This is a genomic window from Vibrio hyugaensis (assembly GCF_002906655.1).
GTDB classification, from domain to species: Bacteria; Pseudomonadota; Gammaproteobacteria; order Enterobacterales; family Vibrionaceae; genus Vibrio; species Vibrio hyugaensis.
On the sequence record NZ_CP025794.1, the window covers coordinates 1,648,045 to 1,672,581 of the forward strand.

Annotated in this window: 22 protein-coding genes; 9 read left to right on the forward strand and 13 right to left on the reverse strand. The window is 45.5% G+C overall.

Going from position 1 to position 24,537, the window contains the following annotated elements; all coding sequences use genetic code 11:
• Positions 1-162 precede the first annotated feature (162 nt).
• The 3 genes from ettA (at position 163) to C1S74_RS08235 (ending at position 3,487) form a co-directional block, all read left to right on the forward strand.
• Positions 163-1,830, forward strand: a complete 1,668-nt coding sequence (gene ettA, locus C1S74_RS08225) for an energy-dependent translational throttle protein EttA (RefSeq protein WP_038866420.1) — start codon at positions 163-165, stop codon at positions 1,828-1,830.
• A gap of 257 nt (positions 1,831-2,087) precedes the next feature.
• A complete protein-coding gene (locus C1S74_RS08230) occupies positions 2,088-2,456 on the forward strand; it encodes a PilZ domain-containing protein (RefSeq protein WP_045400231.1) in 369 nt (122 codons plus the stop codon).
• A 29-nt stretch (positions 2,457-2,485) separates the two neighbouring features.
• Positions 2,486-3,487: a M23 family metallopeptidase gene (locus C1S74_RS08235; RefSeq protein ID WP_045400233.1), complete on the forward strand. Its 1,002-nt coding sequence runs from the start codon at positions 2,486-2,488 to the stop codon at positions 3,485-3,487.
• A 68-nt stretch (positions 3,488-3,555) separates the two neighbouring features.
• Here C1S74_RS08235 and tyrA read toward each other — a convergent pair whose 3' ends face one another.
• From tyrA to nagZ, 3 genes are all read right to left on the reverse strand, one after another.
• A complete protein-coding gene (gene tyrA / locus C1S74_RS08240) occupies positions 3,556-4,683 on the reverse strand; it encodes a bifunctional chorismate mutase/prephenate dehydrogenase (protein WP_045400236.1) in 1,128 nt (375 codons plus the stop codon).
• A 25-nt stretch (positions 4,684-4,708) separates the two neighbouring features.
• A complete protein-coding gene (locus C1S74_RS08245; protein WP_045400468.1) occupies positions 4,709-5,782 on the reverse strand; it encodes a 3-deoxy-7-phosphoheptulonate synthase in 1,074 nt (357 codons plus the stop codon).
• Positions 5,783-6,021: 239 nt separating this feature from the next.
• Positions 6,022-7,005 (reverse strand): beta-N-acetylhexosaminidase, encoded by a 984-nt coding sequence (gene nagZ, locus C1S74_RS08250; protein ID WP_045400238.1) that lies wholly within the window; start codon positions 7,003-7,005, stop codon positions 6,022-6,024.
• A gap of 100 nt (positions 7,006-7,105) precedes the next feature.
• Between nagZ and C1S74_RS08255 the strand changes: the two genes are divergently transcribed.
• Entirely contained in the window at positions 7,106-8,218 is a 1,113-nt protein-coding gene (locus C1S74_RS08255) for an anhydro-N-acetylmuramic acid kinase (protein ID WP_045400241.1), read from the forward strand.
• A 64-nt stretch (positions 8,219-8,282) separates the two neighbouring features.
• Positions 8,283-9,209 (forward strand): N-acetylmuramic acid 6-phosphate etherase, encoded by a 927-nt coding sequence (gene murQ / locus C1S74_RS08260; RefSeq protein ID WP_045400243.1) that lies wholly within the window; start codon positions 8,283-8,285, stop codon positions 9,207-9,209.
• 88 nt (positions 9,210-9,297) lie between these two features.
• Here the strand turns inward: murQ and C1S74_RS08265 are convergent, their stop codons facing one another.
• Together C1S74_RS08265 and C1S74_RS08270 are read right to left on the reverse strand one after the other, a co-directional pair.
• Positions 9,298-9,627 (reverse strand): hypothetical protein, encoded by a 330-nt coding sequence (locus C1S74_RS08265; RefSeq protein ID WP_005440588.1) that lies wholly within the window; start codon positions 9,625-9,627, stop codon positions 9,298-9,300.
• Positions 9,628-9,737: 110 nt separating this feature from the next.
• Positions 9,738-10,079 carry a DUF2799 domain-containing protein gene (locus C1S74_RS08270; protein ID WP_009707688.1) on the reverse strand — a complete coding sequence of 114 codons (342 nt, stop codon included), beginning with the start codon at positions 10,077-10,079 and terminating at the stop codon, positions 9,738-9,740.
• A 316-nt stretch (positions 10,080-10,395) separates the two neighbouring features.
• Between C1S74_RS08270 and C1S74_RS08275 the strand changes: the two genes are divergently transcribed.
• The 3 genes from C1S74_RS08275 (at position 10,396) to btsR (ending at position 14,451) form a co-directional block, all read left to right on the forward strand.
• Entirely contained in the window at positions 10,396-11,880 is a 1,485-nt protein-coding gene (locus tag C1S74_RS08275; protein WP_045400245.1) for a carbon starvation CstA family protein, read from the forward strand.
• A gap of 138 nt (positions 11,881-12,018) precedes the next feature.
• Complete coding sequence (locus C1S74_RS08280; RefSeq protein WP_045400247.1) at positions 12,019-13,689, forward strand: sensor histidine kinase; 1,671 nt, start codon at positions 12,019-12,021, stop codon at positions 13,687-13,689.
• Between the two features lie 33 nt (positions 13,690-13,722).
• Positions 13,723-14,451: a two-component system response regulator BtsR gene (btsR, locus tag C1S74_RS08285; protein ID WP_045400249.1), complete on the forward strand. Its 729-nt coding sequence runs from the start codon at positions 13,723-13,725 to the stop codon at positions 14,449-14,451.
• An 83-nt stretch (positions 14,452-14,534) separates the two neighbouring features.
• Here the strand turns inward: btsR and ispH are convergent, their stop codons facing one another.
• The 6 genes from ispH to murJ all read right to left on the reverse strand — a co-directional run bounded on the left by ispH (position 14,535) and on the right by murJ (position 22,224).
• The gene (gene ispH / locus C1S74_RS08290) at positions 14,535-15,500 is read right to left on the reverse strand and encodes a 4-hydroxy-3-methylbut-2-enyl diphosphate reductase (protein WP_045400251.1); all 966 of its coding nucleotides are present in this window, start codon (positions 15,498-15,500) and stop codon (positions 14,535-14,537) included.
• 23 nt (positions 15,501-15,523) lie between these two features.
• Positions 15,524-15,955 carry an FKBP-type peptidyl-prolyl cis-trans isomerase gene (gene fkpB / locus C1S74_RS08295; protein ID WP_045400252.1) on the reverse strand — a complete coding sequence of 144 codons (432 nt, stop codon included), beginning with the start codon at positions 15,953-15,955 and terminating at the stop codon, positions 15,524-15,526.
• A gap of 227 nt (positions 15,956-16,182) precedes the next feature.
• Positions 16,183-16,689 (reverse strand): signal peptidase II, encoded by a 507-nt coding sequence (lspA, locus tag C1S74_RS08300; RefSeq protein WP_005440576.1) that lies wholly within the window; start codon positions 16,687-16,689, stop codon positions 16,183-16,185.
• Positions 16,690-16,762: 73 nt separating this feature from the next.
• Complete coding sequence (gene ileS, locus C1S74_RS08305; protein WP_045400254.1) at positions 16,763-19,591, reverse strand: isoleucine--tRNA ligase; 2,829 nt, start codon at positions 19,589-19,591, stop codon at positions 16,763-16,765.
• Positions 19,592-19,655: 64 nt separating this feature from the next.
• Positions 19,656-20,591 carry a bifunctional riboflavin kinase/FAD synthetase gene (gene ribF, locus C1S74_RS08310; protein WP_038866392.1) on the reverse strand — a complete coding sequence of 312 codons (936 nt, stop codon included), beginning with the start codon at positions 20,589-20,591 and terminating at the stop codon, positions 19,656-19,658.
• Between the two features lie 70 nt (positions 20,592-20,661).
• The gene (murJ, locus tag C1S74_RS08315; RefSeq protein WP_039973782.1) at positions 20,662-22,224 is read right to left on the reverse strand and encodes a murein biosynthesis integral membrane protein MurJ; all 1,563 of its coding nucleotides are present in this window, start codon (positions 22,222-22,224) and stop codon (positions 20,662-20,664) included.
• Between the two features lie 294 nt (positions 22,225-22,518).
• Here murJ and rpsT point away from each other — a divergent pair, with 294 nt between their 5' ends.
• A complete protein-coding gene (gene rpsT / locus C1S74_RS08320) occupies positions 22,519-22,779 on the forward strand; it encodes a 30S ribosomal protein S20 (protein ID WP_005440571.1) in 261 nt (86 codons plus the stop codon).
• A 133-nt stretch (positions 22,780-22,912) separates the two neighbouring features.
• Here the strand turns inward: rpsT and C1S74_RS08325 are convergent, their stop codons facing one another.
• The gene (locus C1S74_RS08325) at positions 22,913-23,215 is read right to left on the reverse strand and encodes an ArsR/SmtB family transcription factor (protein WP_038866389.1); all 303 of its coding nucleotides are present in this window, start codon (positions 23,213-23,215) and stop codon (positions 22,913-22,915) included.
• Between the two features lie 126 nt (positions 23,216-23,341).
• Entirely contained in the window at positions 23,342-24,232 is an 891-nt protein-coding gene (nhaR, locus tag C1S74_RS08330; protein ID WP_038866387.1) for a transcriptional activator NhaR, read from the reverse strand.
• Between the last annotated feature and the right edge of the window lie 305 nt (positions 24,233-24,537).

The window sequence follows — 24,537 nt, forward strand, 5'->3', positions numbered from 1 at the left end:
AAGACGAACAAGAAAAGTGTATACCCTAAAGTTGAGAGTTTCCGGTCAGCGATGAAGAAGAAATCACACAAGATGCTAATTTCTTGCAATGCGGTAACAAAACTGAAGGAGTTGGTATAAAATAGAGCCTTTGAATGACAGTTAATTTAGGAACGATCGGCAATGGCTGAATACGTATATACCATGTCGCGGGTGAGCAAAATTGTGCCACCTAAGCGTCAAATTCTTAAAGACATCTCTCTAAGCTTCTTCCCTGGTGCAAAAATCGGTGTTCTAGGTCTGAACGGTGCGGGTAAATCTACGCTGCTACGTATCATGGCGGGTATCGATACCGATATCGATGGTGAAGCACGCCCACAACCGGGCCTAAACGTAGGTTACCTACCGCAGGAGCCCGTTCTGGACGAGTCAAAAACCGTTCGTGAAATCGTTGAAGAAGCTGTTGCAGATGTTGCTGGCGCACTTAAGCGCTTGGATGCGGTATATGCAGCGTATGCAGAACCAGATGCCGATTTTGATGCTCTAGCAAAAGAACAGGGTGAACTAGAAGCGCTAATTCAAGCGAAAGATGGTCACAATCTAGACAACGCGCTAGAACGTGCTGCTGATGCACTTCGTCTTCCTGAATGGGATCAAAAAATCCAACACCTATCCGGTGGTGAGCGTCGCCGTGTGGCTATCTGTCGTCTTCTTTTAGAAAAACCAGACATGCTACTGCTCGACGAACCAACCAACCACTTGGATGCTGAGTCTGTTGCATGGCTAGAACGCTTCCTAGTTGATTACACTGGTACTGTAGTTGCGATTACCCACGACCGTTACTTCCTAGATAACGCAGCGGGTTGGATCCTAGAACTTGACCGTGGTGAAGGTATTCCATGGGAAGGTAACTACACCTCTTGGCTAGAGCAAAAAGATGCGCGCCTACAACAAGAAGCGTCGCAAGAAAAAGCTCGTCAAAAGACCATCGAGAAAGAACTTGAATGGGTTCGTCAAAACCCTAAAGGTCGCCAAGCGAAATCTAAAGCACGTATGGCGCGCTTTGAAGAGCTACAAAACACTGACCACCAAAAACGTAACGAAACTAACGAGCTGTTCATCCCGCCAGGTGAGCGTCTAGGTGATAAAGTTATCGAAGTGAACAACCTGACTAAGTCATTCGACGGTCGCGTTCTTATCGATGATCTATCATTCAGCATGCCTAAGGGTGCCATCGTGGGTATCATCGGTGCCAACGGTGCGGGTAAATCAACCCTATTCAAGATGCTAAGCGGTACTGAGCAACCTGATTCAGGTACGATTGAACTGGGTGACACTGTGAAACTGGCTTCTGTTGAGCAGTTCCGTGATTCAATGAACGATAAAAACACAGTATTCCAAGAGATCTCAGAAGGCGCTGACATCATCAAGATCAACAACTTCGAAATCCCTGCACGTGCTTACTGTTCTCGCTTTAACTTCAAAGGCTCAGATCAACAGAAAGTTATCGGCGAGCTTTCTGGTGGTGAGCGTAACCGTGTGCACCTTGCTAAGCTGCTTAAAGCCGGCGGTAACGTACTACTACTCGATGAGCCAACCAACGACCTTGACGTTGAAACACTACGTGCACTTGAAGAAGCGCTGCTTGAGTTCCCTGGCTGTGCCATGGTTATCTCGCACGACCGTTGGTTCCTAGACCGTATCGCAACGCACATCATCGACTACCGCGATGAAGGCCAAGTTAACTTCTACGAAGGTAACTACAACGAGTACATGGAATGGCTGAAGAAGACCCTTGGTCCTGAAGCAGCTGAACCACACCGCATCAAATACAAGCGCGTATCGAAGTAATTTCGTTTATAAGATGAGTGTGCGGTATATCACCTTACACTCACCTTTGCTTGTAATTCGTACAAAGGTCGCTATCATAGCGGCCTTTGTTGTATGTGTTGCATAAATGGCTCAGATTGGCATTTTTTCAATTAAGAGCTTGACCTTTAGCAATCGTAACTCTGTGCTAGCTCGACATTTTAAGAACAACAATTGAACAAATTTTGTTCTATTTGATATAGTCATCGACAGATTCGACGACTTAATGAGAAAGCTCTATGACGGAGAGACGACGCTTTTCACGCATCATCTACCAAGTTTCTGCTTTAGTGGAACAAAGTGACTTGGCACTACAAGCCACGATTCAAGATCTCTCATTACATGGTTTATTGTTAAGAGCTGAAAATGCAAACTCACTTGAATCGTCACTACCGGTAGAAGTCGCATTCTCGTTCGCTCAATCAGAACAGGTGATGCAGTTAACCGCTGATATCATCTCTGTTGCAAATAACGAGATCCGGCTGAAGATCATCAACATAGACATCGACAGTATTAGCCAATTAAAACGATTTATAGAGTTAAACGTAGGCAATAACGAGCTGCTGAATCGAGAGTTAGAATACCTTTCTGATTTGGGGGAAGAATAAATTGAACGCCTGCTTTAGTAACAATAACTATGTCTAAAAAAATCATCATGCAGATCCCAACAAAAGATGGGAATCAGCAATTTTATGTGGGTCGCCTTTCGATCCTTGCAGTATGTGTGTCAGTCATCGCTTTGCCTGCCGTCGTTGGTAGCGCTTGGTATTTGAATCAGCAACAAACATACAATCAAGAGACGCTTAACCAAACCATCGCAAAGCTGGAAGGTGAAAAAGCGGAGATCACGGCACTGTATGAAGAACAACTTGATACGAACCACTCTCTTTCTCAATCTTTAACTGACAAAAACAATCAGATTCAATTGCTAGGTAAGCGTGTATATGATGTGGAGTCGGTTCTGGGTCTCGCTGACGAAGAACTTGAAAGCGAAGAGTACAACGTTGCCCTAGAAGAGCGTATTGATGCCGCAGCAATTGATTCAGCAGTGCGCGCAACGATGTTCCGTTTAATTCCAAACGACAGTCCGATGACTTACCAACGTATCTCCTCCCCTTATGGCAGTCGGATTAACCCTATTTCTGGCAAACGTCATGTGCATACAGGCATCGACCTTACATGTAAACGCGGCGAAGAAATCTTAGCCCCAGCGGATGGTGTGGTAGAAACGGTGCGACCAAGTAATCGTGGATACGGTAATTACCTTACGCTCCGTCATTCATTTGGTTTCTCAAGTTCATTCGCTCATCTGAACAAATTCAGCGTGAAAAATGGTCAGTTTGTCAGTAAAGGCGATGTAATAGCGAAATGTGGTAATTCAGGTAACTCGACTGGGCCACACCTTCATTACGAAGTACGCTTTCTTGGGCGTACGCTAAACCCGCGCTACTTAATGGATTGGACACCAGAGAACTTTAACTCCGTGTTCGAGAAAGAAAAGATGGTGAAATGGGGTCCTCTGGTTCAGTTGATCGATAACGTGGTTCGTCTGCAAATCAATCTAACCAATTCGCCATACCGAGATACCAGCATCAGCACAGTATCGAGTGAAGATAACAGCGCTACATCAACCAACTGATCATTACGAAACATACGAATAAAAAAGAGCAGCGAATAAGCTGCTCTTTTTACATTTAAAATCTGCTCTTATCCACGATGGATATTGTCATTAGCCTGTTTGAGCAAGTTCTGACTTTCGTTCATGAATTGCTGCGAGTAATCACCAAACCAATCACTCACTTGTTCGAAGCTTTCGACAAACTCAGCCTTGTCTTTACTGTCTAAAACAGACAAAGCTTCACCAAAGCGTTGGTGGAAACGCTTAATCATGTCGATGTTTTCTTGTGATGAAAGAATGATGTCACCGTATAGATTTGGGTCTTGACCAAACAGACGCCCTACCATCGCTAGCTCCAAACGGTAAATCGGCGAGCTCAGCTTTAATAGTTGCTCAATGTTCGGATTCTCTTTGCTTAGGTGCATGCCGTAAGCAAAGGAAGTGAAGTGGCGCAGCGCCTGAATCAAAGTCATGCCATGGTCGTGCTCTTGCGCATCGATTTGGCACAAGCTTGCGCCCCAAATTCCAAACTGTTGCAATAGCCATTGGTATTGCTCATTACCACGACCGTCACAGTAGACAATCACCTGCTTCGCTAGGCTCGGAACATCTGGGCCAAACATTGGGTGCAAACCAACAACCGGACCTTGGTGCACATTCAACATAGCTTGCAGCGGCTTAGACTTAATGGAAGTCAGATCACAAAGAATGCAATCTTGTGGCAAGTTACCGAGCTTCTCAATCACACCTTCTGTTAGGTGAATCGGCACAGTAACCACCACCAGCCCCGCATCTTTTAGGATGTCATCGGCCTGATCCCAGTCTTTACTGCCCAGCACTTTGACTTGGTAACCAGATAGTTTGAACATTCGACCAAACAGACCACCCAATTGACCATTACCACCAATAATAACCACTGAGCGCAATTCTGGGTTCAAACACTTAAAACCGGAATCTTTCTCGCTGGCATAAGACTCACGCATTGTTCGACGAAGAATGTCTTCTATCAGCTGTGGAGGGATCCCCATTTTTTCAGCTTCAGCTCGTCGTGATGCCAGCATTGCCGCCTCACGATCTGGGGCGTAAATTGGCAAACCGTGTTCGCTTTTTACTTCACCCACTTTCTCTACTAGCGCTAAACGCTGAGAGAGTAGCTCTAGCATTTGCTTGTCGACTGCATCAATCTGATCGCGTAATGCGTTAAGTTCAACTGCCATTGATGTTCCTTAAATAAGTTCCGTTTTAGCCTTTAAGGCGATTCTCTAAGAAAGGCACCAGCTCTTCGTGTGCATGACGTAATAGTGCCTCAGTTGAATCCCAATTGATACACGCGTCGGTAATTGAAACACCGTATTTCATCTCTTCGAGAGTAAGGTCTGAAGATTGATTGCCTTCATTAATATGACTTTCAATCATCAGGCCAATGATCGACTTGTTGCCTTCTCGAATCTGGTGAATCACGTCTTCTGCAACTAACGGCTGACGGCGGTAATCTTTACGTGAGTTCGCATGGCTACAATCCACCATCAAGGACGCATCAAGGTTGGACTTCGCCATCTCTTGCTCACACTCGTTAACAGACACTGAATCGTAGTTAGTTTGCTTGCCGCCACGCAGAATCACATGACCATTCGGGTTACCTTGCGTAGTCAGAAGCGCGACTTGACCTTCACGGTTAATACCCATGAAACGGTGGCTAGAAGAAGCCGCTTGCATCGCGTTAACAGCAGTAGCCAAGCTACCATCCGTACCATTCTTAAAACCGATTGGCATAGAAAGACCACTTGCCATCTCACGGTGTGTTTGTGACTCAGTCGTACGAGCACCGATCGCTGCCCAGCTAAAGGTATCCGCAAGGTATTGCGGGCTGATTGGGTCAAGGGCTTCTGTTGCCAGCGGGATTTCCATCTCTGCCAATTCAACCAGCAATTCACGACCAACATGCAGACCATGTTCAATGTCAAAGCTGCCGTCTAGGTGTGGGTCATTGATTAGGCCTTTCCAACCAACTGTGGTTCGAGGCTTCTCAAAGTAAACACGCATTACAATATACAGTTGGTCGCTTAGTTGTTCTGAAAGAGCTTTTAGACGCTTAGCGTAATCCTTCGCAGCTTCTACGTCATGGATAGAACACGGTCCACATACAACGAGTAGACGATGATCTTTTTTGTGAATGATGTCAGCGATGGTTTGACGAGACTCTTGAATAAAACGACGTGCTTTTTCACTTAAAGGAAGCTTCACTTTTAGCTCCTCTGGCGTGATCAGAACTTGTTCTTCGCTGATGTTGATGTTGCTCAATTCACTTCTTTGCATAACTTTGACCTGTATATTTTTGTTTACACCCAACCAATTCCTTGGTGAGACAACTAAGCTTTATCGACAAGATAACAGGCTAAAAAAGAAATACAACCGTACACAATAAAAAACATTTAATGTAAACTTAAATTTACACTAAAAGAAAAAGCCGAAATGCAGAGCACTTCGGCTTTAAATGGATGTTTTAGAAAGTTTACGCCTCCCCCTGAACAAACCATTATTCAGAGGTGAGATGGCTAGCCAACCAATCGCTTCATAGCTTCAGACGCATCTTTCCACTCTTGCGAAAGTTTTAGCTCGCTTAGAGAAAAGCTTTGCTTCTTCAACAAGGCATCTGCTCGAGGAACAGAAGTGATTGGTAGATTATCAAGCACCTCAACTTGCGCATCGCGCTTATTGCAAACCAGCAGCATATCGCAGCCAGCGTTTAATGCTTGTGCGCCACGCTGAGCAGGACCACCCATAATTGCGGCACCTTCCATGGTCAAATCATCTGAGAAGATCAAACCTTTAAAACCAAGTTGCTGGCGCAGGATTTGTTTAAGCCAATATTCAGAGCCACTAGCAGGCTGGTCATCATAATTTGGGAAAATGACGTGAGCAGGCATCATCGCGTCTAATATGCCAGCATCGATTTGCGCTTTGAAGATAGCCATATCTTGCTCAAAGATATCGCTACGCTCATCGTACGGTGTCTCTAGGTGTGAATCAGCAATCACACCACCATGACCCGGGAAGTGCTTACCTGTTGTTGCCATGCCGACACTCTTCATACCCTGCATATACGCGGTGCTGTGACGTAAAATGGTGTCCAGACCCTCACCAAAGGCACGGCTGCCAATCGCTTTACACTGGTGACCTTTATCTAGTACTGGTGCGAAACTTAGATCGATATCATGAGCAATCAACTCAGCAGCCATCAACCAACCGCCCAGACGAGCCAGCTCTTCACTGTTTTGGTGTTTGGCGTATTCGTCTGCCGCAGGAATCAGTGAGAAGCCTTCACGGAAACGCTGAACGCGCCCGCCCTCTTGGTCAACACCAATCAAAATCGGACGTTTCGCCGCTTTGCGGATAGATTGGGTAAGAGCTTGAAGCTGCTTGCTGTCGTGGTAGTTACGCGTAAATAAAATCAAACCACCAACCGTTGGATGCTCCAAAATTTCTCTGTCTTCTGCAGTCAGTTCATAGCCTGCAACATCAACCCATAACGGTCCCATTTTTTCTCCTCAAAATCGGCTGAATATCTCGTATTCGATGAGGTTATTCGCTTCAGAATTGCTTTACAATAAGTGAATCGAAGAATTGACGGAATTGGCTGTGAATCTTAACAAACTGTATGTCGGTGTGATGTCTGGAACCAGTATGGATGGTGTAGATACCGCACTGGTTGAAATTGAAGATAACCGTGTTCGCTTAATCGCACACGATGATTACCCAATGCCCGCTCATATTAAGCAGACGCTTTTGTCGGTTTGCACTGGGCAAGACACGAATCTAAAAGCCATTGGTGAGCTCGACCATCAACTTGGCCATCTGTTTGCCGATGCGGTTTTACAGGTACTGGATAAATCCGGCTATTCCGCAGAGCAAATCCGAGCCATTGGTAATCATGGTCAAACCGTGTTCCATCAGCCAACTGGCGACCTGCCCTTCACCACCCAACTGGGTGATGCCAACATCATTGCAGTAAAAACTGGCATTGATACCGTGGCAGATTTTCGTCGTAAAGACATGGCGTTAGGTGGCCAAGGTGCACCTCTCGTCCCGGCTTTCCATAAAAGTATTTTCGCCATGCAAGATTCCACCACCGTGGTGCTTAACATCGGTGGAATTGCCAATATCTCGGTACTGCATCCTGAGCAAGCAGTGATCGGCTACGATACGGGCCCGGGCAACATGTTGATGGATGCATGGTGTGAACAACACACCGGACAAGGCTTCGACAAAGACGCGCGATTTGCTCTGCAAGGTAACATCGATGCTGTACTACTGACCCAACTCTTAGCAGAACCTTACCTCGCTATGTCAGCGCCGAAGAGCACTGGCCGAGAGCTGTTCAATATCGGTTGGCTGCATCATCAGTTAGCTGGCCACAATATCTCAGCACAAGATGTACAACGCACGCTGTGTGAATACTCGGCGAAGACCATTGCAAACGAAGTGGAGAAATTCACGTATGGCCAGCAACCACAGCTGTTGGTGTGTGGCGGTGGTGCGAGAAACCCCCTATTGATGCAACGTTTAGCGGAACTTCTGCCGCAGTGGCAAGTCGCAACAACGGATGATAAAGGTGTCGATGGTGATTACATGGAAGCCATGGCGTTTGCTTGGCTTGCTCAGCGACATATCGACGGGCTGCCAAGCAACTTACCTGAAGTGACCGGTGCGAGCCGTCTTGCTTCACTGGGTGTACTCTATCCTAAAAACTAAATGCGTTGTGCCAGACACAGCGACAAAATAAATCGAAATCAGTATTCAAAAGGCTTAAACCACTATGACAAATGACGCGCTTATTGCTGCTCTTGCCCACCTAGTATCAGAAGGTCGTAACCCAGATACGATGGACATCGATTTACTGCCTTCTCTGGACATTGTTCAGCGACTTAATCAGCAAGATAAGCTCGTACCACTTGCGGTTGAGAAGGTTTTACCCGAAATCGCACTCGCGGTGGATAAGATCACCGACGCGTTTAAAGTCGGCGGTCGTCTAGTTTACATGGGCGCAGGCACCAGTGGCCGTTTGGGTGTGCTTGATGCATCGGAATGTCCGCCGACATTTGGTGTATCTGACAAGATGGTGGTTGGCCTGATTGCGGGTGGCCCAGAGGCTATTCTAAAAGCGAAAGAAGGTGCGGAAGATTCGCCGGTTTTGGGTGAGCAAGACTTAAAAGATATCAAATTCACAAATCTCGATGTTGTCGTCGGTATCGCTGCAAGTGGCCGAACGCCTTATGTTATTGGTGGTTTGGAGTACGCCAACGAGATCGGTGCAACCACAATAGCGCTATCTTGTAATCCAGATTCGCCAATCGCCGATATTGCCGACGTCGCAATTAGCCCTGTTGTAGGCCCTGAAGCATTAACAGGCTCAACACGTTTGAAATCAGGTACCGCGCAGAAACTGGTTTTAAACATGCTGACAACCGCAAGCATGATCCGTTTGGGTAAGAGTTATCAAAACCTAATGGTCGATGTCAAAGCAACCAACAACAAGCTCGTCGCACGCGCAGCGCGAATTGTGATGCAAGCGACCGACTGCAGCAAAGAGCAGGCTACCGACGTACTTAAACAAACTGGTTATGAGGTGAAACTGGCGATCTTAATGATCCTGACCGATCTTGATATTGATTCTGCTCGTGCCCACCTACACCACCAAGACGGCTTCTTACGCAAAGCAGTGGAAAACCACCAGCCGAAATAAATCTTGAGTCCGGCAACTCAAACCTGTCGATACAAGACAAACAAAAAGGAGACCTCGTGGTCTCCTTTTTTGTTTTAGATATCAAGATTTAGTCTTCATACAACCATTCATCAAACTCTTGGTTAAGCTTGTCATTTGCTTTACGTTTGATGTGATCAGGATTCGTTATGTTCTTAACGTTCTCTACTTTATTGGTGTACTTGCGAGTGGTTTGGTTTACTTCTCGCTTCACTTGGTTCTCGACATAAGTACCGTCAGTGACTTCTTTAATATTACGCTTGGTATTGTTGATGGTATTGGTAATACGATGCTTATCGTGATCGTATTTACGCTTCATCTTAATCGACTCTTTCAACACGTTGGTCGCACCAACCGTTAAGGGCAACAATGCTAATGCGACCAAAAAATACTTCTTCATGTTTTCATTTCACTTCTGATTGAATCTCAAGCCATAAGTACAGCAAAGCAATAAAATCCAAATGTCAGAAGATCAACAAGCAAAACCATAGTCTCGATTATAAAACAGATCTAGTTGCTGTATTCGTTCCAGCCACGTTGCCATTCCATACGGAATTTTTGTGCCCCAGGCGTTCCCTCACATACACCTTCATAATACTGACCAGACAAGCCCATTTGGTAAGCAAAATCAGGATTACAATATTCAGTTACCCCTTCAAGGTAACCTTGGTCATAATCGCCTTGCTTTACATTTCCTAACGAGCGAAGTTCTTTCATGGTACGAGAGGTATGCCCAGCGACACCATCTTGATAACCGATCTGGTACCAATCTCCGGACTGCGCCAGTTCTTCCGTTGTTGCCGCACACCCTGCTAGTAAAGCCAGCGCCAAGCCTAACGTTGCCTTTTTCATCATTCTTCCTTAACTAATTGTTTTCAAAACAAGCTTACCACTAAAGCCTGTGCTTTGCCGCTTATCTGTTGATTTCACCACTTAACTCTTGAGCTCGCCACTCACCCTTGATAACCACCGCTTAATGGTTAATAGAACCACTCAGCCCTAAGTACTACCACTAGGCAAACGATAAAACCACTTAACCGTTATATCGACCACTCGCTTCTCTATTCGACCACTCATCCATAGAGCGAATGCACTTAACAAAAGAGATGAATACCATACATCCTGAGCTTAAAAAATTACCCTACCTAACAAACCAAGGACAATTGCTATGATGTGGTTTCTAACCTGTGTCGCAGCCCTCATCGGCGGATACTTCATCTACGGTGCTTTCGTTGAGAAGATTTTCGGCATCAATGAGAATCGTCAAACGCCAGCTCATACTAAGACGGACGGCGTTGACTACGTTCCAATGTCAACCAAGCGTGTATACCTTGTTCAGCTTCTGAACATCGCAGGTGTTGGTCCTATCTTTGGCCCAATCATGGGTGCCCTATACGGTCCTGCTGCAATGCTTTGGATTGTTGTTGGCTGTATCTTCGCAGGTGCGGTACACGATTACTTCTCAGGCATGCTTTCTGTTCGTAACGGCGGTGCATCAGTACCAACGATTACGGGTCGCTACCTAGGTAATGGCGCAAAACACTTTATGAACATCTTTGCCATTGTCCTATTACTTCTTGTTGGTGTGGTATTCGTGTCAGCGCCAGCAGGCATGATCACAAACCTAATCAACGACCAAACCAGCTTTAGCGTAAGCATGACAACCATGGTTGTGTTGATTTTCGCTTACTACATCATCGCGACAATTGTTCCTGTAGACAAAATCATCGGTCGCTTCTACCCATTGTTTGGCGCGCTACTGATCTTCATGTCTGTAGGTCTAATGACTGCTATTGCTTTCTCTAGCGAACACACTGTAATGGGTGACTTCCAAGTAAGCGACATGCTGACTAACTTGAACCCGAACGATATGCCTCTATGGCCTGCACTATTTATCACTATCGCATGTGGTGCTATCTCTGGCTTCCACGCAACTCAGTCTCCACTGATGGCGCGTTGTATGGAAAATGAGAAGAACGGTCGCTTCGTATTCTACGGTGCAATGATTGGTGAAGGCGTTATCGCGCTAATCTGGTGTGCTATCGCTCTGTCTTTCTTCGGCACGCTTGATGGTCTTGCAGAAGCAGTGAAAAACGGTGGCCCTGGTAACGTGGTATACAGCGCTTCATTCGGTCTACTGGGTGTATTCGGTGGTGTGATTGCTTTCCTTGGTGTTGTTATTCTACCAATCACATCAGGTGACACCGCATTCCGCTCAAGTCGTCTGATTCTTGCTGAGTACTTCGGTATGGAACAGAAAACACTACGTAACCGTCTTCTAATGGCTCTACCACTGTTCGTTATCGGTGGCATTCTGACTCAAGTAGATTTCGGTATCATCTGGCGCTACTTCGGCTTCGCAAACCAAACAACAGCAGTAATGATGCTTTGGACTGCGTCGGCTTACCTACTACGTCACAACAAACTGCATTGGATTACGACTATCCCAGCAGTATTCATGACAACCGTGTGTGTAACTTTCATTCTAAACAACAGCACGCTAGGTTTTGGTCTGCCAATGCAAATCTCGACAATCTCTGGCGTTTTGTTCGCTCTTGCTGCAGCGGCTTACGTTATCAAAATCTCGAAAGGCAAAGGTGAGACTGAGCTAGCAGATGACGAGAAGCCACAAGCAGCCTCAGAAACCGCATAATGAATACCATCGCTTGCTAACCGATTCATTATCGATGTCTGGATAAACCAAGAGCCTGCCCTTTGCAGGCTCTTTTTGTTTCTCTTCGAAGATTTAATTCACTTACAATAAAAACATCATTTTTAGGTTAGGTTCGCTATGGAACTGATCATCTCCCTTTTGCAACAAATGTGTGTTTACTTAGTGCTGGCTTATATGCTGAGTAAAACGCCAATCATTCTTCCCCTACTGAGCATTTCTTCTCGCTTAAATCACCGACTCATTTGTTATGTGCTTTTCTCTGGTTTTTGTATCCTAGGCACCTACTTCGGTTTACAGATCAACGACGCGATAGCAAACACGCGTGCAATTGGTGCCGTGATGGGAGGACTGTTTGGCGGTCCTGTTGTCGGTTTTGCGGTGGGCTTAACTGGGGGGATTCATCGTTATACTTTAGGCGGTTTTACCGACTTAGCTTGTGCGATTTCCACAACAGCAGAAGGGCTCATTGGGGGGCTACTCCACGTTTACCTCATTAAGCGTAACAAAGGGGCAATGCTGTTTAACCCGAGCGTAGTATTCAGCATTACTTTTGTTGCAGAAATCGTTCAGATGGTGCTGCTGCTTGCTGTCGCAAAGCCCTTCGATCAAGCGTATGAGTTAGTGTCGGCCATTGCTGCACCAATGATCATTGCCAACTCTGTTGGTGCGGCGTTGTTCATGAGTATTCTGGAAGATCGTAAGACCATATTCGAAAAATACTCGGCCACCTTTTCTCGTCGAGCCTTGAGCATCGCAGATCGCTCTGTTGGCATTCTTAGCACAGGTTTTAACAGCGAAAACGCCGATAAGATTGCCCGTATTATTTATGAAGAAACGAAGGTAGGCGCGGTGGCGATCACCGATCAAGAAAAGATTCTGGCTTTCGTCGGTATCGGCGATGATCATCATAGGCCGAATACTCCTATTTCATCGCAGAGTACGCTCGACTCAATGGAGAAGAACGACATCATCTACCTTGATGGCAGTGAGCGCCCTTACCAATGTTCATTGGCACAAGACTGTAAACTGGGCTCCGCACTGATAATCCCACTACGGGCAGGAAAAGAAGTGGTGGGCACCATTAAGCTTTACGAACCAAAACGTAAGCTGTTCTCGACGGCAAATATGTCGATGGCGGAAGGCATCGCTCAGCTTCTTTCCAGCCAAATTTTGTATGGCGATTATCAGCAGCAGCAAACCCTACTGGCTCAGGCAGAAATCAAACTGCTGCACGCTCAAGTGAACCCACACTTTTTGTTCAATGCACTTAACACCATCAGTGCCATTACTCGCCGTAACCCTGATAAAGCACGAGAACTGATCCAAAACTTGTCGCACTTCTTCCGCAGTAACTTAAAACAGAACATCAATACGGTGACGCTGAAAGAAGAGTTAGCACATGTGGATTCTTACCTTTCGATTGAGAAAGCGCGTTTTACTGATCGATTGGAAGTCGAGATCGACATTGAACCAGAACTGCTCGATATCAAGTTACCGAGCTTTACTCTCCAGCCATTAGTCGAAAACGCGATCAAGCATGGTGTTTCCAACATGCTAGAAGGTGGCAAGGTAAAGATTTACAGCCAAACACACCCGCAAGGCGCACTGATAACGGTTGAGGACAACGCAGGAAGCTACCAGCCGCCAAAAGAGAATCATTCTGGTTTAGGCATGGAAATTGTCGACAAGCGCTTGTCGAATCAATTTGGACGTGATTCAGCGCTAAAAATTAACTATCAACAACACCAATTTACTAAAATGAGTTTTATCATTCCCTCATCGCGATAAGCGCAATAAAAACGCATAAAAAGGTAATGCTGGATGTTAACCGCCCTCGTCATTGATGATGAACAGTTTGCTCGTGAAGAGCTGGCAGAGCTATTGGACGAAACAGGCCAAATTGAAGTAATAGGCGATGCATCAAACGCCATTATGGGCCTTAAGAAGATCAATGAGCTCAAGCCCGATGTGGTGTTCCTTGATATCCAAATGCCCCAAGTGACAGGAATAGAACTGCTTGGTATGCTCGACCCAGAAACCATGCCTTATGTTGTGTTCGTGACCGCGTATGACCAGTATGCGATTCAAGCTTTTGAGGACAATGCGTTCGACTATCTGTTAAAACCGGTTGATCCATGCCGCTTAACAAAGACGGTGAAACGCTTAAATAAAGTCGTTAGCCAATCAGCTTTGACACAACAAATCTCCAGCATTGCACCTGATAGCCTTGATCAAATCCCATGCATTGGCCACAACCGCATTGTGATCATGGCAACCGAAACAGTTGAGTCTGCTTACAGCGATATTAGCGGTGTGCATGTGCGCTCTACCAACCAAACGGCCAGTACACAGTTAACGTTGAAAACCTTGGAAGAAAAAACGCCACTGGTGCGTTGTCATCGCCAGTATCTGGTGAGTATCAAAGCCATCAGCGAGATTAGATTATTGGAAAATGGCCTAGCTGAAATCATCACCAAAACAGGCTTTGAGATCCCAGTGAGCCGCCGTTACTTAAAGGTGCTCAAAGAACTTCTAGGCATCAGTCACTAAGCTCAGACTCTGGCAGAACTCGTGTAGAAATTCCCAATTAAAAAGGCGACCTTGTGGTCGCCTTTTTGATGTTTTAATTCGTCTTAATCGACTTGCTTAATTTGCAGCTCTTTTGGCACTTCGAAGAACATGTTCTCTTCACGACCAAGCACTTCGTCTACCGCTTCTGCACCAACCAGCTCTTTGATGCGATCTAGGATTTGGTTTACCAGCTCTTCTGGTGCAGATGCACCAGCAGTCACACCAACTTTCACTTTGCCTTCAAACCATTCAGGCATGATGTCTTCTGGGCAATCCGTTAGGTAACCCGGAGTGCCTAGCTTTTCAGCCAGTTCTTTTAAGCGAGTAGAGTTCGATGAGTTCTTAGAACCCACAACCACCATCACATCAACATCAGCAGAAAGCTCACGAACGGCATCTTGACGGTTTTGCGTTGCGTAGCAGATATCATCTTTGCGAGGACCTTGGATGTCTGGGAATACGCGGCGTAGCTCTTCAATCACATCTGCGGTTTCATCAACAGACAATGTCGTTTGGCTTACGTAATGCAGATCTGAAGGATCTTTTACGATCGCTTTTAGCTTCTCAACATCAGCAGGAGTTTCGACAAGGTACATGCCGCCGGTCTCACTAGAGTACTGGCCCATTGTGCCTTCTACTTCAGGGTGACCTGCGTGGCCAATCAACACTACTTCCATATTACGACGGCTCGCTCGCGCCACTTCCATATGTACTTTGGTTACCAGCGGACATGTCGCATCAAACACCGTAAGATCACGAGATTTCGCTTCTTGGCGAACAGCTTGTGACACACCATGAGCGGAGAAAATCACAATGTTGTTATCTGGCACTTCGTGCAACTCTTCAACGAAGATCGCACCACGTTGCTTCAGGCCTTCAACCACAAAACGGTTGTGTACCACTTCATGTCGAACATAGATTGGTGGCTGATACATCTCTAGCGCACGCTCTACAATGCTAATCGCGCGGTCAACACCAGCGCAGAAACCACGTGGGTTAGCTAACAGGATTTTCATTTCATTGCTCATGGACATTTTCTTTATTTGATTCGCTATTCTACTGACAAAATTTCGACTTCGAAAGTCACGTCTTGTCCCGCTAATGGATGGTTAAAGTCCACGGTCACTGAGTCACCAGCAATCTCAGTGATAATACCTGGAATTTCCATTCCATCTGGGCCACTAAACGCCATAATCGTACCGACTTCCACTTCTGACTCACCCACGAACTTAGTACGATCCATATGGTGGATATGATCTGGGTTCGGCATACCAAAGGCGTCTGCCGCTTTTAGTTCAATGGCTTTTTTCTCGCCTACTTGTAAGCCTAGTAGGCATTGCTCGAAGTTCTCACTCAAGCTACCATCGCCCATAACGAACTTAGCAGGCTTGCCCATATTGTGTGTACTGTCCGCTACAGAGCCATCTTGCATTTTGATGGTGAAGTGCAGCGTTACTGCTGAATCTTGATTTATTGTTGTCACGTTACTGCTTCCTTGAAGTCATTATTGTTTTTCTTGGTGTATACCCTAAATAGTTGGAGTTGCGGCTAGGCGACAAGATAATTCCTCCCTATGAGCATAGTGCGCTATGTGATTAGGGGGAATTATCGCAGTCAACAACGCTGCAGCTTCAAATATGACGGGTATACTAAAAAGCGTCGCCAGAATCAACCGACGACGCTTAGGGTTATTCGATATATCGCAAAAGATTACTTGTCCGCGTCCTTTTTGCGGAAGCCATCAAGAATGATCATTGCCGCACCAATACAGATGGTGGTATCTGCAAGGTTGAATGCTGGCCAGTGGTAGTTACCCCAGAAGAAGTCTAGGTAATCAACAACAAAGCCGTGAACGACGCGGTCAAACACGTTACCCACTGCACCACCAATAATCAGTGCGTAAGCGATGTTGTTCCATTTTTCCTTTGCTGGAAGCTTGCTCATCCAGTAGGTCAAAAGACCTGTCACAACAAACGCGATACCTGTGAACAACCAGCGCTGCCAACCCGCCTGATCGCTCAAGAAGCTGAAAGCGGCACCGTAGTTATGAACATAAAGTAGGTTGAAGAATGGCAGCACCTCAATTCGGTTTGCCCATCCGTAGCCCATGTTATCCATCACCACCAATTTGATGCCAATATCTGCAATAAATACCAGAATTGCTAACCACAGCCAGCGAACTCCAGATTGCTTTAACGTCAGTGCTTTTTCACTCATTACTTTACCTACAAACAGCCCCAGTAAATACTGGGGCTGTTAATTTTAAAAAAAGTTCAGTCGTTCTAGGCAATTACGCGAATTTACGTACTTCACCTTCGCCGTCTACGTTAGACACACAACGACCACAGATCTTCTCGTGACCTTCGATTGTGCCTACGTCTGGCGTGTGGTGCCAACAACGGTCACACTTCTCGCCTTCAGCTGCTGCTACTTCAACAAACAAGCCTTCGATATCTGTCGCTTGTGCTGCATCAGTCTTCTCACTTAGTGGCTTAACTTTCGCAGCAGATGTTAGTAGAACAAAGCGCAGTTCATCTTCAAGTTTGTTGATCTTAGCCGCTAGTGCGTCATCAGCAAATAGAGTCACTTCAGCTTGTAGTGCACCACCAATGGTTTTCTCTTTACGCGCATCTTCTAGAAGTTTGTTTACTGCACCACGAACCGCTTGGAGCTCAGTCCAGAATTCGTTGTTCAGCTCTTCACCTTCAGCAAGACCGAATAGACCGTCGAACCACTCACCAGTGAATACGAATTTGTCGCGTTGACCTGGCATTTCGTTCCAGATTTCATCTGCAGTGAACGACATGATTGGCGCCATCCAACGAACTAGCGCTTCTACGATGTAGTAAAGTGCTGTCTGACAGCTACGTTGAGCGTTGCCGCCACGTTTTGCTGTGTACTGACGGTCTTTAATAACGTCTAGGTAGAAAGAGCCCATTTCGATTGAACAGAATTGCATTAGACGTTGAGTCACACCGTGTGTGTTGTACTCTTCGTATGCTTTAACAATCTCTTCTTGTGCAGCTAGTGCACGACCAACCGCCCAGCGATCTAGCGCAACCATTTCTTCAACAGGAACGATGTCTGTTTCAGGATTGAAGCCGCTTAGGTTAGCAAGGAAGAAACGCGCTGTGTTACGGATACGACGGTAAGCATCTGCGCTGCGTTTTAGGATTTCATCAGAAACCGCAACTTCACCAGTGTAGTCTGTTGAAGCAACCCATAGACGAAGAATGTCAGCACCTAGCTTGTTGGTTACATCTTTTGGCGCAACCACGTTACCGATAGATTTAGACATCTTACGACCGTGACCATCAACCACGAAACCGTGTGTCAGTACTTGTTTGTAAGGCGCTTCGTCTTTCATCGCGATAGATGAAATTAGAGAAGACTGGAACCAACCGCGGTGTTGGTCAGAACCTTCTAGGTATAGGTCTGCACTGTTGCCGTTGTACTCTTCACGAGCATCAACAACAGAGAAGTGAGTCACACCTGAATCGAACCATACGTCTAGTGTATCTAGTACTTTTTCGTATTGGTCAGCGTCAGCACCTAGTAGTTCAGCTGCATCTACATCCCACCATGCTTGAATGCCTTTCTCTTCAACCAGCTTAGCGACTTTCTCGATCAGCTCTAGCGTGTTTGGATGAAGTTCTGCTGTTTCTTTATGAACAAACAGAGCAATTGGCACACCCCAAGTACGCTGACGAGAGATACACCACTCAGGGCGACCTTCGATCATACCTTCGATGCGGCTTTGACCCCACTCAGGCATCCACTCTACGTTCTTGATAGACTCTAGTGCTTTAGCACGTAGGCCAGCTTGGTCCATAGAAACGAACCATTGAGGCGTAGCACGGAAGATGATTGGAGTTTTATGGCGCCAACAGTGTGGGTAGCTGTGTTCGTAAGCGTGGTGGTGTAGTAGTGCACCTTTTTCTTTCAGTACTTCTACTACTGCATCGTTCGCTTTAAATACGTGCTGACCAGCAAATAGCTCTGTATCTGGTAGGTAAACACCGTTTGAACCAACTGGGTTTGCTACTTCTAGGTTGTACTTGTTACCAACCGCGAAGTCTTCTTGACCGTGACCAGGTGCAGTGTGAACAACACCAGTACCTGAATCAGTCGTAACGTGATCACCAAGGATCGCTGGTACAGTGAAATCGTAGAATGGGTGTTGGAATTGAGAAAGCTCTAGATCCGCACCTTTAGCAAAGCCAAGGTTGTGGAAGTGCTCGATACCTGCACGATCCATTACGTCTTTCGCTAGCTCAGCAGCAACGATGATACGCTCAGCGTTATCGCCTTCTGTTTGGATAAGCACGTACTCTAGATCATCACGTAGACATACTGCGCGGTTTGCTGGCAGTGTCCAAGGTGTTGTTGTCCAGATAACGATAGATACGTCACCGTGACCTTCATGACCTTCTGTCAGTTCAAACTTAGACAATAGTGCCGCTTCGTCAGCCGCTTTAAAACGAACGTCGATAGATGGCGATACTTTATCTTTGTACTCAACTTCAGCTTCAGCCAGTGCTGAGCCACAGTCTGTACACCAGTGAACTGGTTTAAAACCTTTCAGTAGGTGACCTTTGCTTGCGATCTTACCCAGTGCACGGATGATGTTCGCTTCAGTTGCGAAATCCATAGTGCGGTATGGCTTGTCCCACTCACCCATGATGCCAAGACGCTTGAAGCTCTCTTTTTGACCTTCAACCTGACCTGCAGCGTACTCACGACATTTCTCGCGGAACTCAGCTGCTGTCACTTTTTGACCTGGTTTGCCGACTTTCTTCTCTACCATCAATTCGATTGGTAGACCGTGGCAGTCCCAGCCTGGGATGTAAGGTGCGTCAAAACCTGAAAGTGTTTTGGATTTAATAATAATGTCTTTAAGAATCTTGTTTAGTGCGTGACCAATGTGAATGTCACCGTTCGCGTAAGGAGGGCCATCGTGCAATACGAATGACTTTTTGCCTTTCTTCGCTTTACGGATTTCACCGTAAAGATCTTCTTTGTACCAACGCTTAAGCATTTCTGGCTCACGATTGGCCAGGTTGCCGCGCATTGGAAACCCTGTTTCAGGTAAGTTCAGGGTATCTTTATACTCACTCATCGATTCTTAATTCCGTTATATTGGGCGAAAATTAGACATTATGTTGAACGGTGGAATAAACCGCTCAACGCTTAAGCTGACGCAGCCACACCCTTGCTGCTTCAGCATCCAATACGATTTGTTGTTTAAGTGCTTCAAACGACTCAAACTTTTGCTCATCTCTAAGTTTATGCAAAAGTTTCACTTCTAGCTGTTTACCATATAAATCAGCATGAAAGTCGAATAAGTGTACTTCTAACTGTTGGCGAACACCATTAACCGTCGGTCGTTGACCAATGTTAGCGACACCACCAATCGGCTTATCTCCTAAGCCAAGCGCTTGAACAACATAGACTCCGGAAACCGGAGAAACACAGCGCTTCAAAGGAATATTTGCCGTAGGGAACCCGATGGTTCTACCTAGTTTTCTTCCATGTGAAACACGACCGCTGATGCTGTAATCTCTTCCCAGCATCTCATGTGCGGACTGCAAATCATCACGAGCCAATGCATCTCGAATTGCTGTACTGCTGACTCGTAACTGCTGTAAACAAAAGCTTTGAGTACTTACGACTTTAAAGCCGTACTTTTCCCCCGCTTCTTGTAGCATTGCAAAGTTACCTGTTCGACCTTTGCCAAAACAGAAATCATCACCAATGACAAGAAACTTAACACCCAATCGAGTAACCAACAAGTCACGGATAAACTCTTCCGCCGTTAGGTCGGAAAAATGACGATTGAAGTTAACGCAAAGTAAGCGATCAATATCCAGCTTACTCAGCTGGACAAATTTGTCTCGCAGTCGCGTTAACCTTGCTGGGGCCTTATCTCGAGCGAACAGCTCCATAGGCTGAGGTTCAAAGGTCATCACAACCGAAGGTAACAAAAGTTTCTTCGCTTGTTCAGACACTTGTTGCAATACTTGTTGATGGCCTCTATGTACGCCATCGAAATTGCCAATAGTCAGCACGCAGCCTTGATGGCGCGACTTGATATTGTGAATGCCTCTAATCAGTTCCATTGGATACTGCTTTATGCCTCTGTTTTTACTTTGCACTGTGTGAAACTGACGGATTATATACCAATCAACCTTATTCTGTCCCAGCTTTTAGGTCTTTTAAACGAACACCGAGTAAAAACACCACAGCAAGGTAAACCACGGCACCTAAACCAATCAACATCGCTAGCACACCACTACGGTGAGCAAAGCTCCAATCCAACCACACCGACATGTCTTCGAGCTGCCATAGAATTGCCGCAACCATTGCGCCACCCGCCACCATCAAACGAACAATAAAAAAGACCGTTCGCTTGGTGACTTGGTACACCCCAGCAATATGTAAACCACGATACAACAATGCCATGTTTACAAACGCAGAGAGTGCAGTGGCAATCGCAAGGCCAACATAACCGTAGAAATAAGCAAAAATTGCATTGAAAACCATATTGGTCACCATAGCAATAATGCCGTATTTCACAGGCGTTTTGGTGTCTTGACGCGAGTAGTAGCCCGGAGCGAGCACTTTAATTAACATAAAGTTAAGCAAGCCCGAGGCGTATGCTAATAAAGAGAGAGAAGCTTGATGTACATCTTGCGGGGAAAACTCTCCACGCATAAACAACACCATCAACATAGGCTTCGCTAATGCCATCAACCCAAGCATGGCAGGAATACCCAGTAAGGTCACCATGCGCACGCCCCAATCCATGGTATGAGCAAAACCTTCACTGTGAGCATCTACGTGTTTACGTGACAATGCAGGAAGAATCACCGTCGCAATCGCGATACCAAACAAACCTAACGGGAATTCAAGTAAGCGATCTGAATAGTACAACCAACTGATCGAACCGGTTTGCAGAAAACTGGCAATAAAAGTATCAAACAATAAGTTGATTTGGCTTACCGACACACCAAATAAGGCAGGAATCATCAAGGTACGAATTTTCACTACCCCCGGATCGCGCCAGCCCCATTTAGGCTTAACCATTACTCCCGCTTTAATAAGGAAGGGAATCTGGAATAGAAACTGAACAAGGCCACCTAGCAATACGCCAATCGCAAGACCGATTTCTGGTTGCGACATCTGAGGCGAAATAAACCACGCCGCCAAAATGATCATCACATTGAGGAAGACAGGCGTAAAAGAAGAGACGGCAAACTTACCTAAGGTATTAAGGATCGCACCAGAAAGCGCAACAAAAGTAATGAACCATAAATAAGGAAAGGTAATCTTGAGCATGACACTGGCAAGTTCAAACTTCTCAGCGGCCGGGCCGCCATGCATCCAGTCTAGGAACCAACCAAAACCAAACAGCGCCGTCACTACACCAGAGCCCAAAACCCCGAGAATGGTAACAATAGAGACAATCACGCCCAGCGTACCAGCCGCACGAGCAATCAACTCACGAGTTTTATCCATATCCCCTTGAGCGTGACTTTCGGTTAGTACTGGCACAAAGGCCTGAGAAAATGCGCCTTCGGCGAACAAACGGCGTAAGAAATTAGGAATTTTATTGGCAAAGAAGAAGACGTCGGCACTCGCGCCTGCCCCCATCAAGTTTGCTACTACCACATCACGAACTAAACCTAGGACGCGCGAAATTAATGTCATGGCACTGACGATCATGCCAGACTTGAGCAGTCGTTTACTCACTGTAACCTCGGAATATCACCAAAAGATAGCCAACCCTATTCCTCTAAGCCTTTGAAAGCTACAAATGGGCGTTAAAAATATATCCGTTTATTGTCAGATCTAGGCGGATAATTATTAGCAATGGTCTAAAAATGCTGTTAGAATCCCCGCCATCTTAACCGCGATAACCTTTCTTACCAAAATTTGTTTTGGCTTCGATTGGTTTTTGCACAAATCATTTGACATTTAGGCGCAAATGAGGGATAGTCCTCGCCCTTAAATTGTCACAGAAATAAGTTTTTGGGAGTTAGACCCTTGGCAAATAGTAAATCTGCTAAGAAGCGCGCTATCCAAGCTGAGAAACGTCGTCAGCACAATGCTAGCCGTCGCTCAATGATGCGTACTTACATGAAGAAAACTGTTGCTGCTATCGAAGCAGGCGACAAAGAAGCTGCAACTGCTGCATTCGCTGCAGTTACACCTATCCTAGACCGTATGGCGACTAAAGGCCTTGTTCATAAGAACAAAGCAGCACGTCATAAGTCTCGTTTCGCTGCACAAATCAAAGCTCTTTAATAGAAACTTGATTTTACAGTGAAGAAAAAACCGGCTACTGCCGGTTTTTTTATATCTAAATTCCGTGTAACTCGTCGAATTTTAGACAATAAAAAAGCTGGCGATGCCAGCTTTTCTCATATGTGACCTGTCATCACATGGCCTCTGCACAATAAAGGCCATGAAGCGTTTGAATTAATTCCTTCACTTCATCACTCTTTAGCGTGTAGTATACCGTTTGTGCTTCTTTTCTCGTAGCCACCAGTTCGTCGCGACGAAGCCAAGCTAAATGTTGAGACAGTGCCGATTGGCTCAACTCTAGTTTTGCGCAAAGTTCCCCGACCGATAGTTCTTGATTATGCAGCATGCAAAGGATTTGTAGGCGTCTCTCGTTTGCCATTGCTTTAAGCAACACGACAGCTTTGGCGGAGTTTTTCTCCATTTCTTGTAGATTCATGTGCTGGACCTCTAGCTACAACTTACTTTCCCCAACCCTGGCCAGTTTGTTGTGTTACAAAGATTTTATAATTTAGAGTTATAGTTTTGTCGATAGTAATCTATTTATTTGCGCAACGAAACGTGTTCATTCAAACATTTGGCTAAAATCTGCATCACAAACGTTCTTAACTGCTGGATGTTGTATCATTCGTTCAGCAAAAATAACGTAATACTCTTCTTTAAGGTCGTCTACGTGACCGATCAGTTGTAAATTGCGGTCATCTTCAATCTCCGACATATAAACGGTCGGAGCTAAAAAAATCACATCATCACGATAACGAGCAAATGCCTTCATTAAGGCAACATCATCAAACTCGCCCAGCACATCTGGCTGTAATCCTTGTCTATCAAACCACTGCAATACTTTACGTCCCATTGCCGTTCTACTGGCTGGGATAAGTAATTTTTTATTCTCTAAAACTTCAGGAAATTTCACATCTGGTATTTCAGACGAAGCAAAAAAGCTCATGCTACTCTCACCTAACTTCTTGCTGTAAAGGCCCGGACTTTGTGTTGAGTCCACCGGACAATCAGAAAGGATCATATCAAGTTTATGCTGAGATAAACGCTCCAAAAGCAGTTCGTGAGTCGATTCATAGCAGCGCAAGTGAATGCTGTTATCTTCAGGAACCGTCGTCATTAATACTTTGCTGACGAGTCGCTTAGATAGTGCATCGGCAACGCCGACTTCGAAAAGAATATTAGAGTGCTGGCTGTAGTTAACGATATCGAGCATTTCGTAGCTCAAACCAAACATACGGTCAGCGTACTTAAACACCAACTGTCCTAGTTCTGTTGGTTCTACCGTGCGCCCATTGCGCTTGGTCAACTTCCCCTTCATGCGGTCTTCAAGTGCTTTGATCTGCCCAGTTACGGTTTGTGGTGTTAGAAATAAAGCATCAGCAGCTTTAGTTACAGAACCTTGTTTGCACACCATCCAGAAGTAATAAAGGTGGTTGTAATTTAGATGTGACATCGTCAATCCCTATAAAGAAGATGACACTTTTTATATCAAATGTGACAAGGGCAGACAAGAAGTTCGGCAAAACCTACAATAAATAAGGAAAAGATAAGTTTTACCGAAAATAACGAATTCACACTGTCATAAAACTTGAAGTAAAACGCACTTTTTTAATCTCATCAAGATAAGTGGCAGCGAACCCATAGCACAGAAAATTACATAAATTTCAATCAATTATAATGCTGTGGATTTTTCTTCACAGGCAACTATTAAAAAGAATAATAAAAATTCTCCATAGAAACCGAACTGTAATATTACTG

Coding starts and splice junctions, on each gene's coding strand:
- ettA (WP_038866420.1), top strand. CDS start 163: ATGGCTGAATACGTATATACCATGTCGCGGGTGAGCAAAATTGTGCCA.
- C1S74_RS08230 (WP_045400231.1), top strand. CDS start 2,088: ATGACGGAGAGACGACGCTTTTCACGCATCATCTACCAAGTTTCTGCT.
- C1S74_RS08235 (WP_045400233.1), top strand. CDS start 2,486: ATGTCTAAAAAAATCATCATGCAGATCCCAACAAAAGATGGGAATCAG.
- tyrA (WP_045400236.1), bottom strand. CDS start 4,683: ATGGCAGTTGAACTTAACGCATTACGCGATCAGATTGATGCAGTCGAC.
- C1S74_RS08245 (WP_045400468.1), bottom strand. CDS start 5,782: ATGCAAAGAAGTGAATTGAGCAACATCAACATCAGCGAAGAACAAGTT.
- nagZ (WP_045400238.1), bottom strand. CDS start 7,005: ATGGGACCGTTATGGGTTGATGTTGCAGGCTATGAACTGACTGCAGAA.
- murQ (WP_045400243.1), top strand. CDS start 8,283: ATGACAAATGACGCGCTTATTGCTGCTCTTGCCCACCTAGTATCAGAA.
- C1S74_RS08265 (WP_005440588.1), bottom strand. CDS start 9,627: ATGAAGAAGTATTTTTTGGTCGCATTAGCATTGTTGCCCTTAACGGTT.
- C1S74_RS08270 (WP_009707688.1), bottom strand. CDS start 10,079: ATGAAAAAGGCAACGTTAGGCTTGGCGCTGGCTTTACTAGCAGGGTGT.
- C1S74_RS08275 (WP_045400245.1), top strand. CDS start 10,396: ATGATGTGGTTTCTAACCTGTGTCGCAGCCCTCATCGGCGGATACTTC.
- C1S74_RS08280 (WP_045400247.1), top strand. CDS start 12,019: ATGGAACTGATCATCTCCCTTTTGCAACAAATGTGTGTTTACTTAGTG.
- btsR (WP_045400249.1), top strand. CDS start 13,723: ATGTTAACCGCCCTCGTCATTGATGATGAACAGTTTGCTCGTGAAGAG.
- ispH (WP_045400251.1), bottom strand. CDS start 15,500: ATGAGCAATGAAATGAAAATCCTGTTAGCTAACCCACGTGGTTTCTGC.
- lspA (WP_005440576.1), bottom strand. CDS start 16,689: ATGAGTGAAAAAGCACTGACGTTAAAGCAATCTGGAGTTCGCTGGCTG.
- ileS (WP_045400254.1), bottom strand. CDS start 19,591: ATGAGTGAGTATAAAGATACCCTGAACTTACCTGAAACAGGGTTTCCA.
- ribF (WP_038866392.1), bottom strand. CDS start 20,591: ATGGAACTGATTAGAGGCATTCACAATATCAAGTCGCGCCATCAAGGC.
- C1S74_RS08325 (WP_038866389.1), bottom strand. CDS start 23,215: ATGAATCTACAAGAAATGGAGAAAAACTCCGCCAAAGCTGTCGTGTTG.
- nhaR (WP_038866387.1), bottom strand. CDS start 24,232: ATGTCACATCTAAATTACAACCACCTTTATTACTTCTGGATGGTGTGC.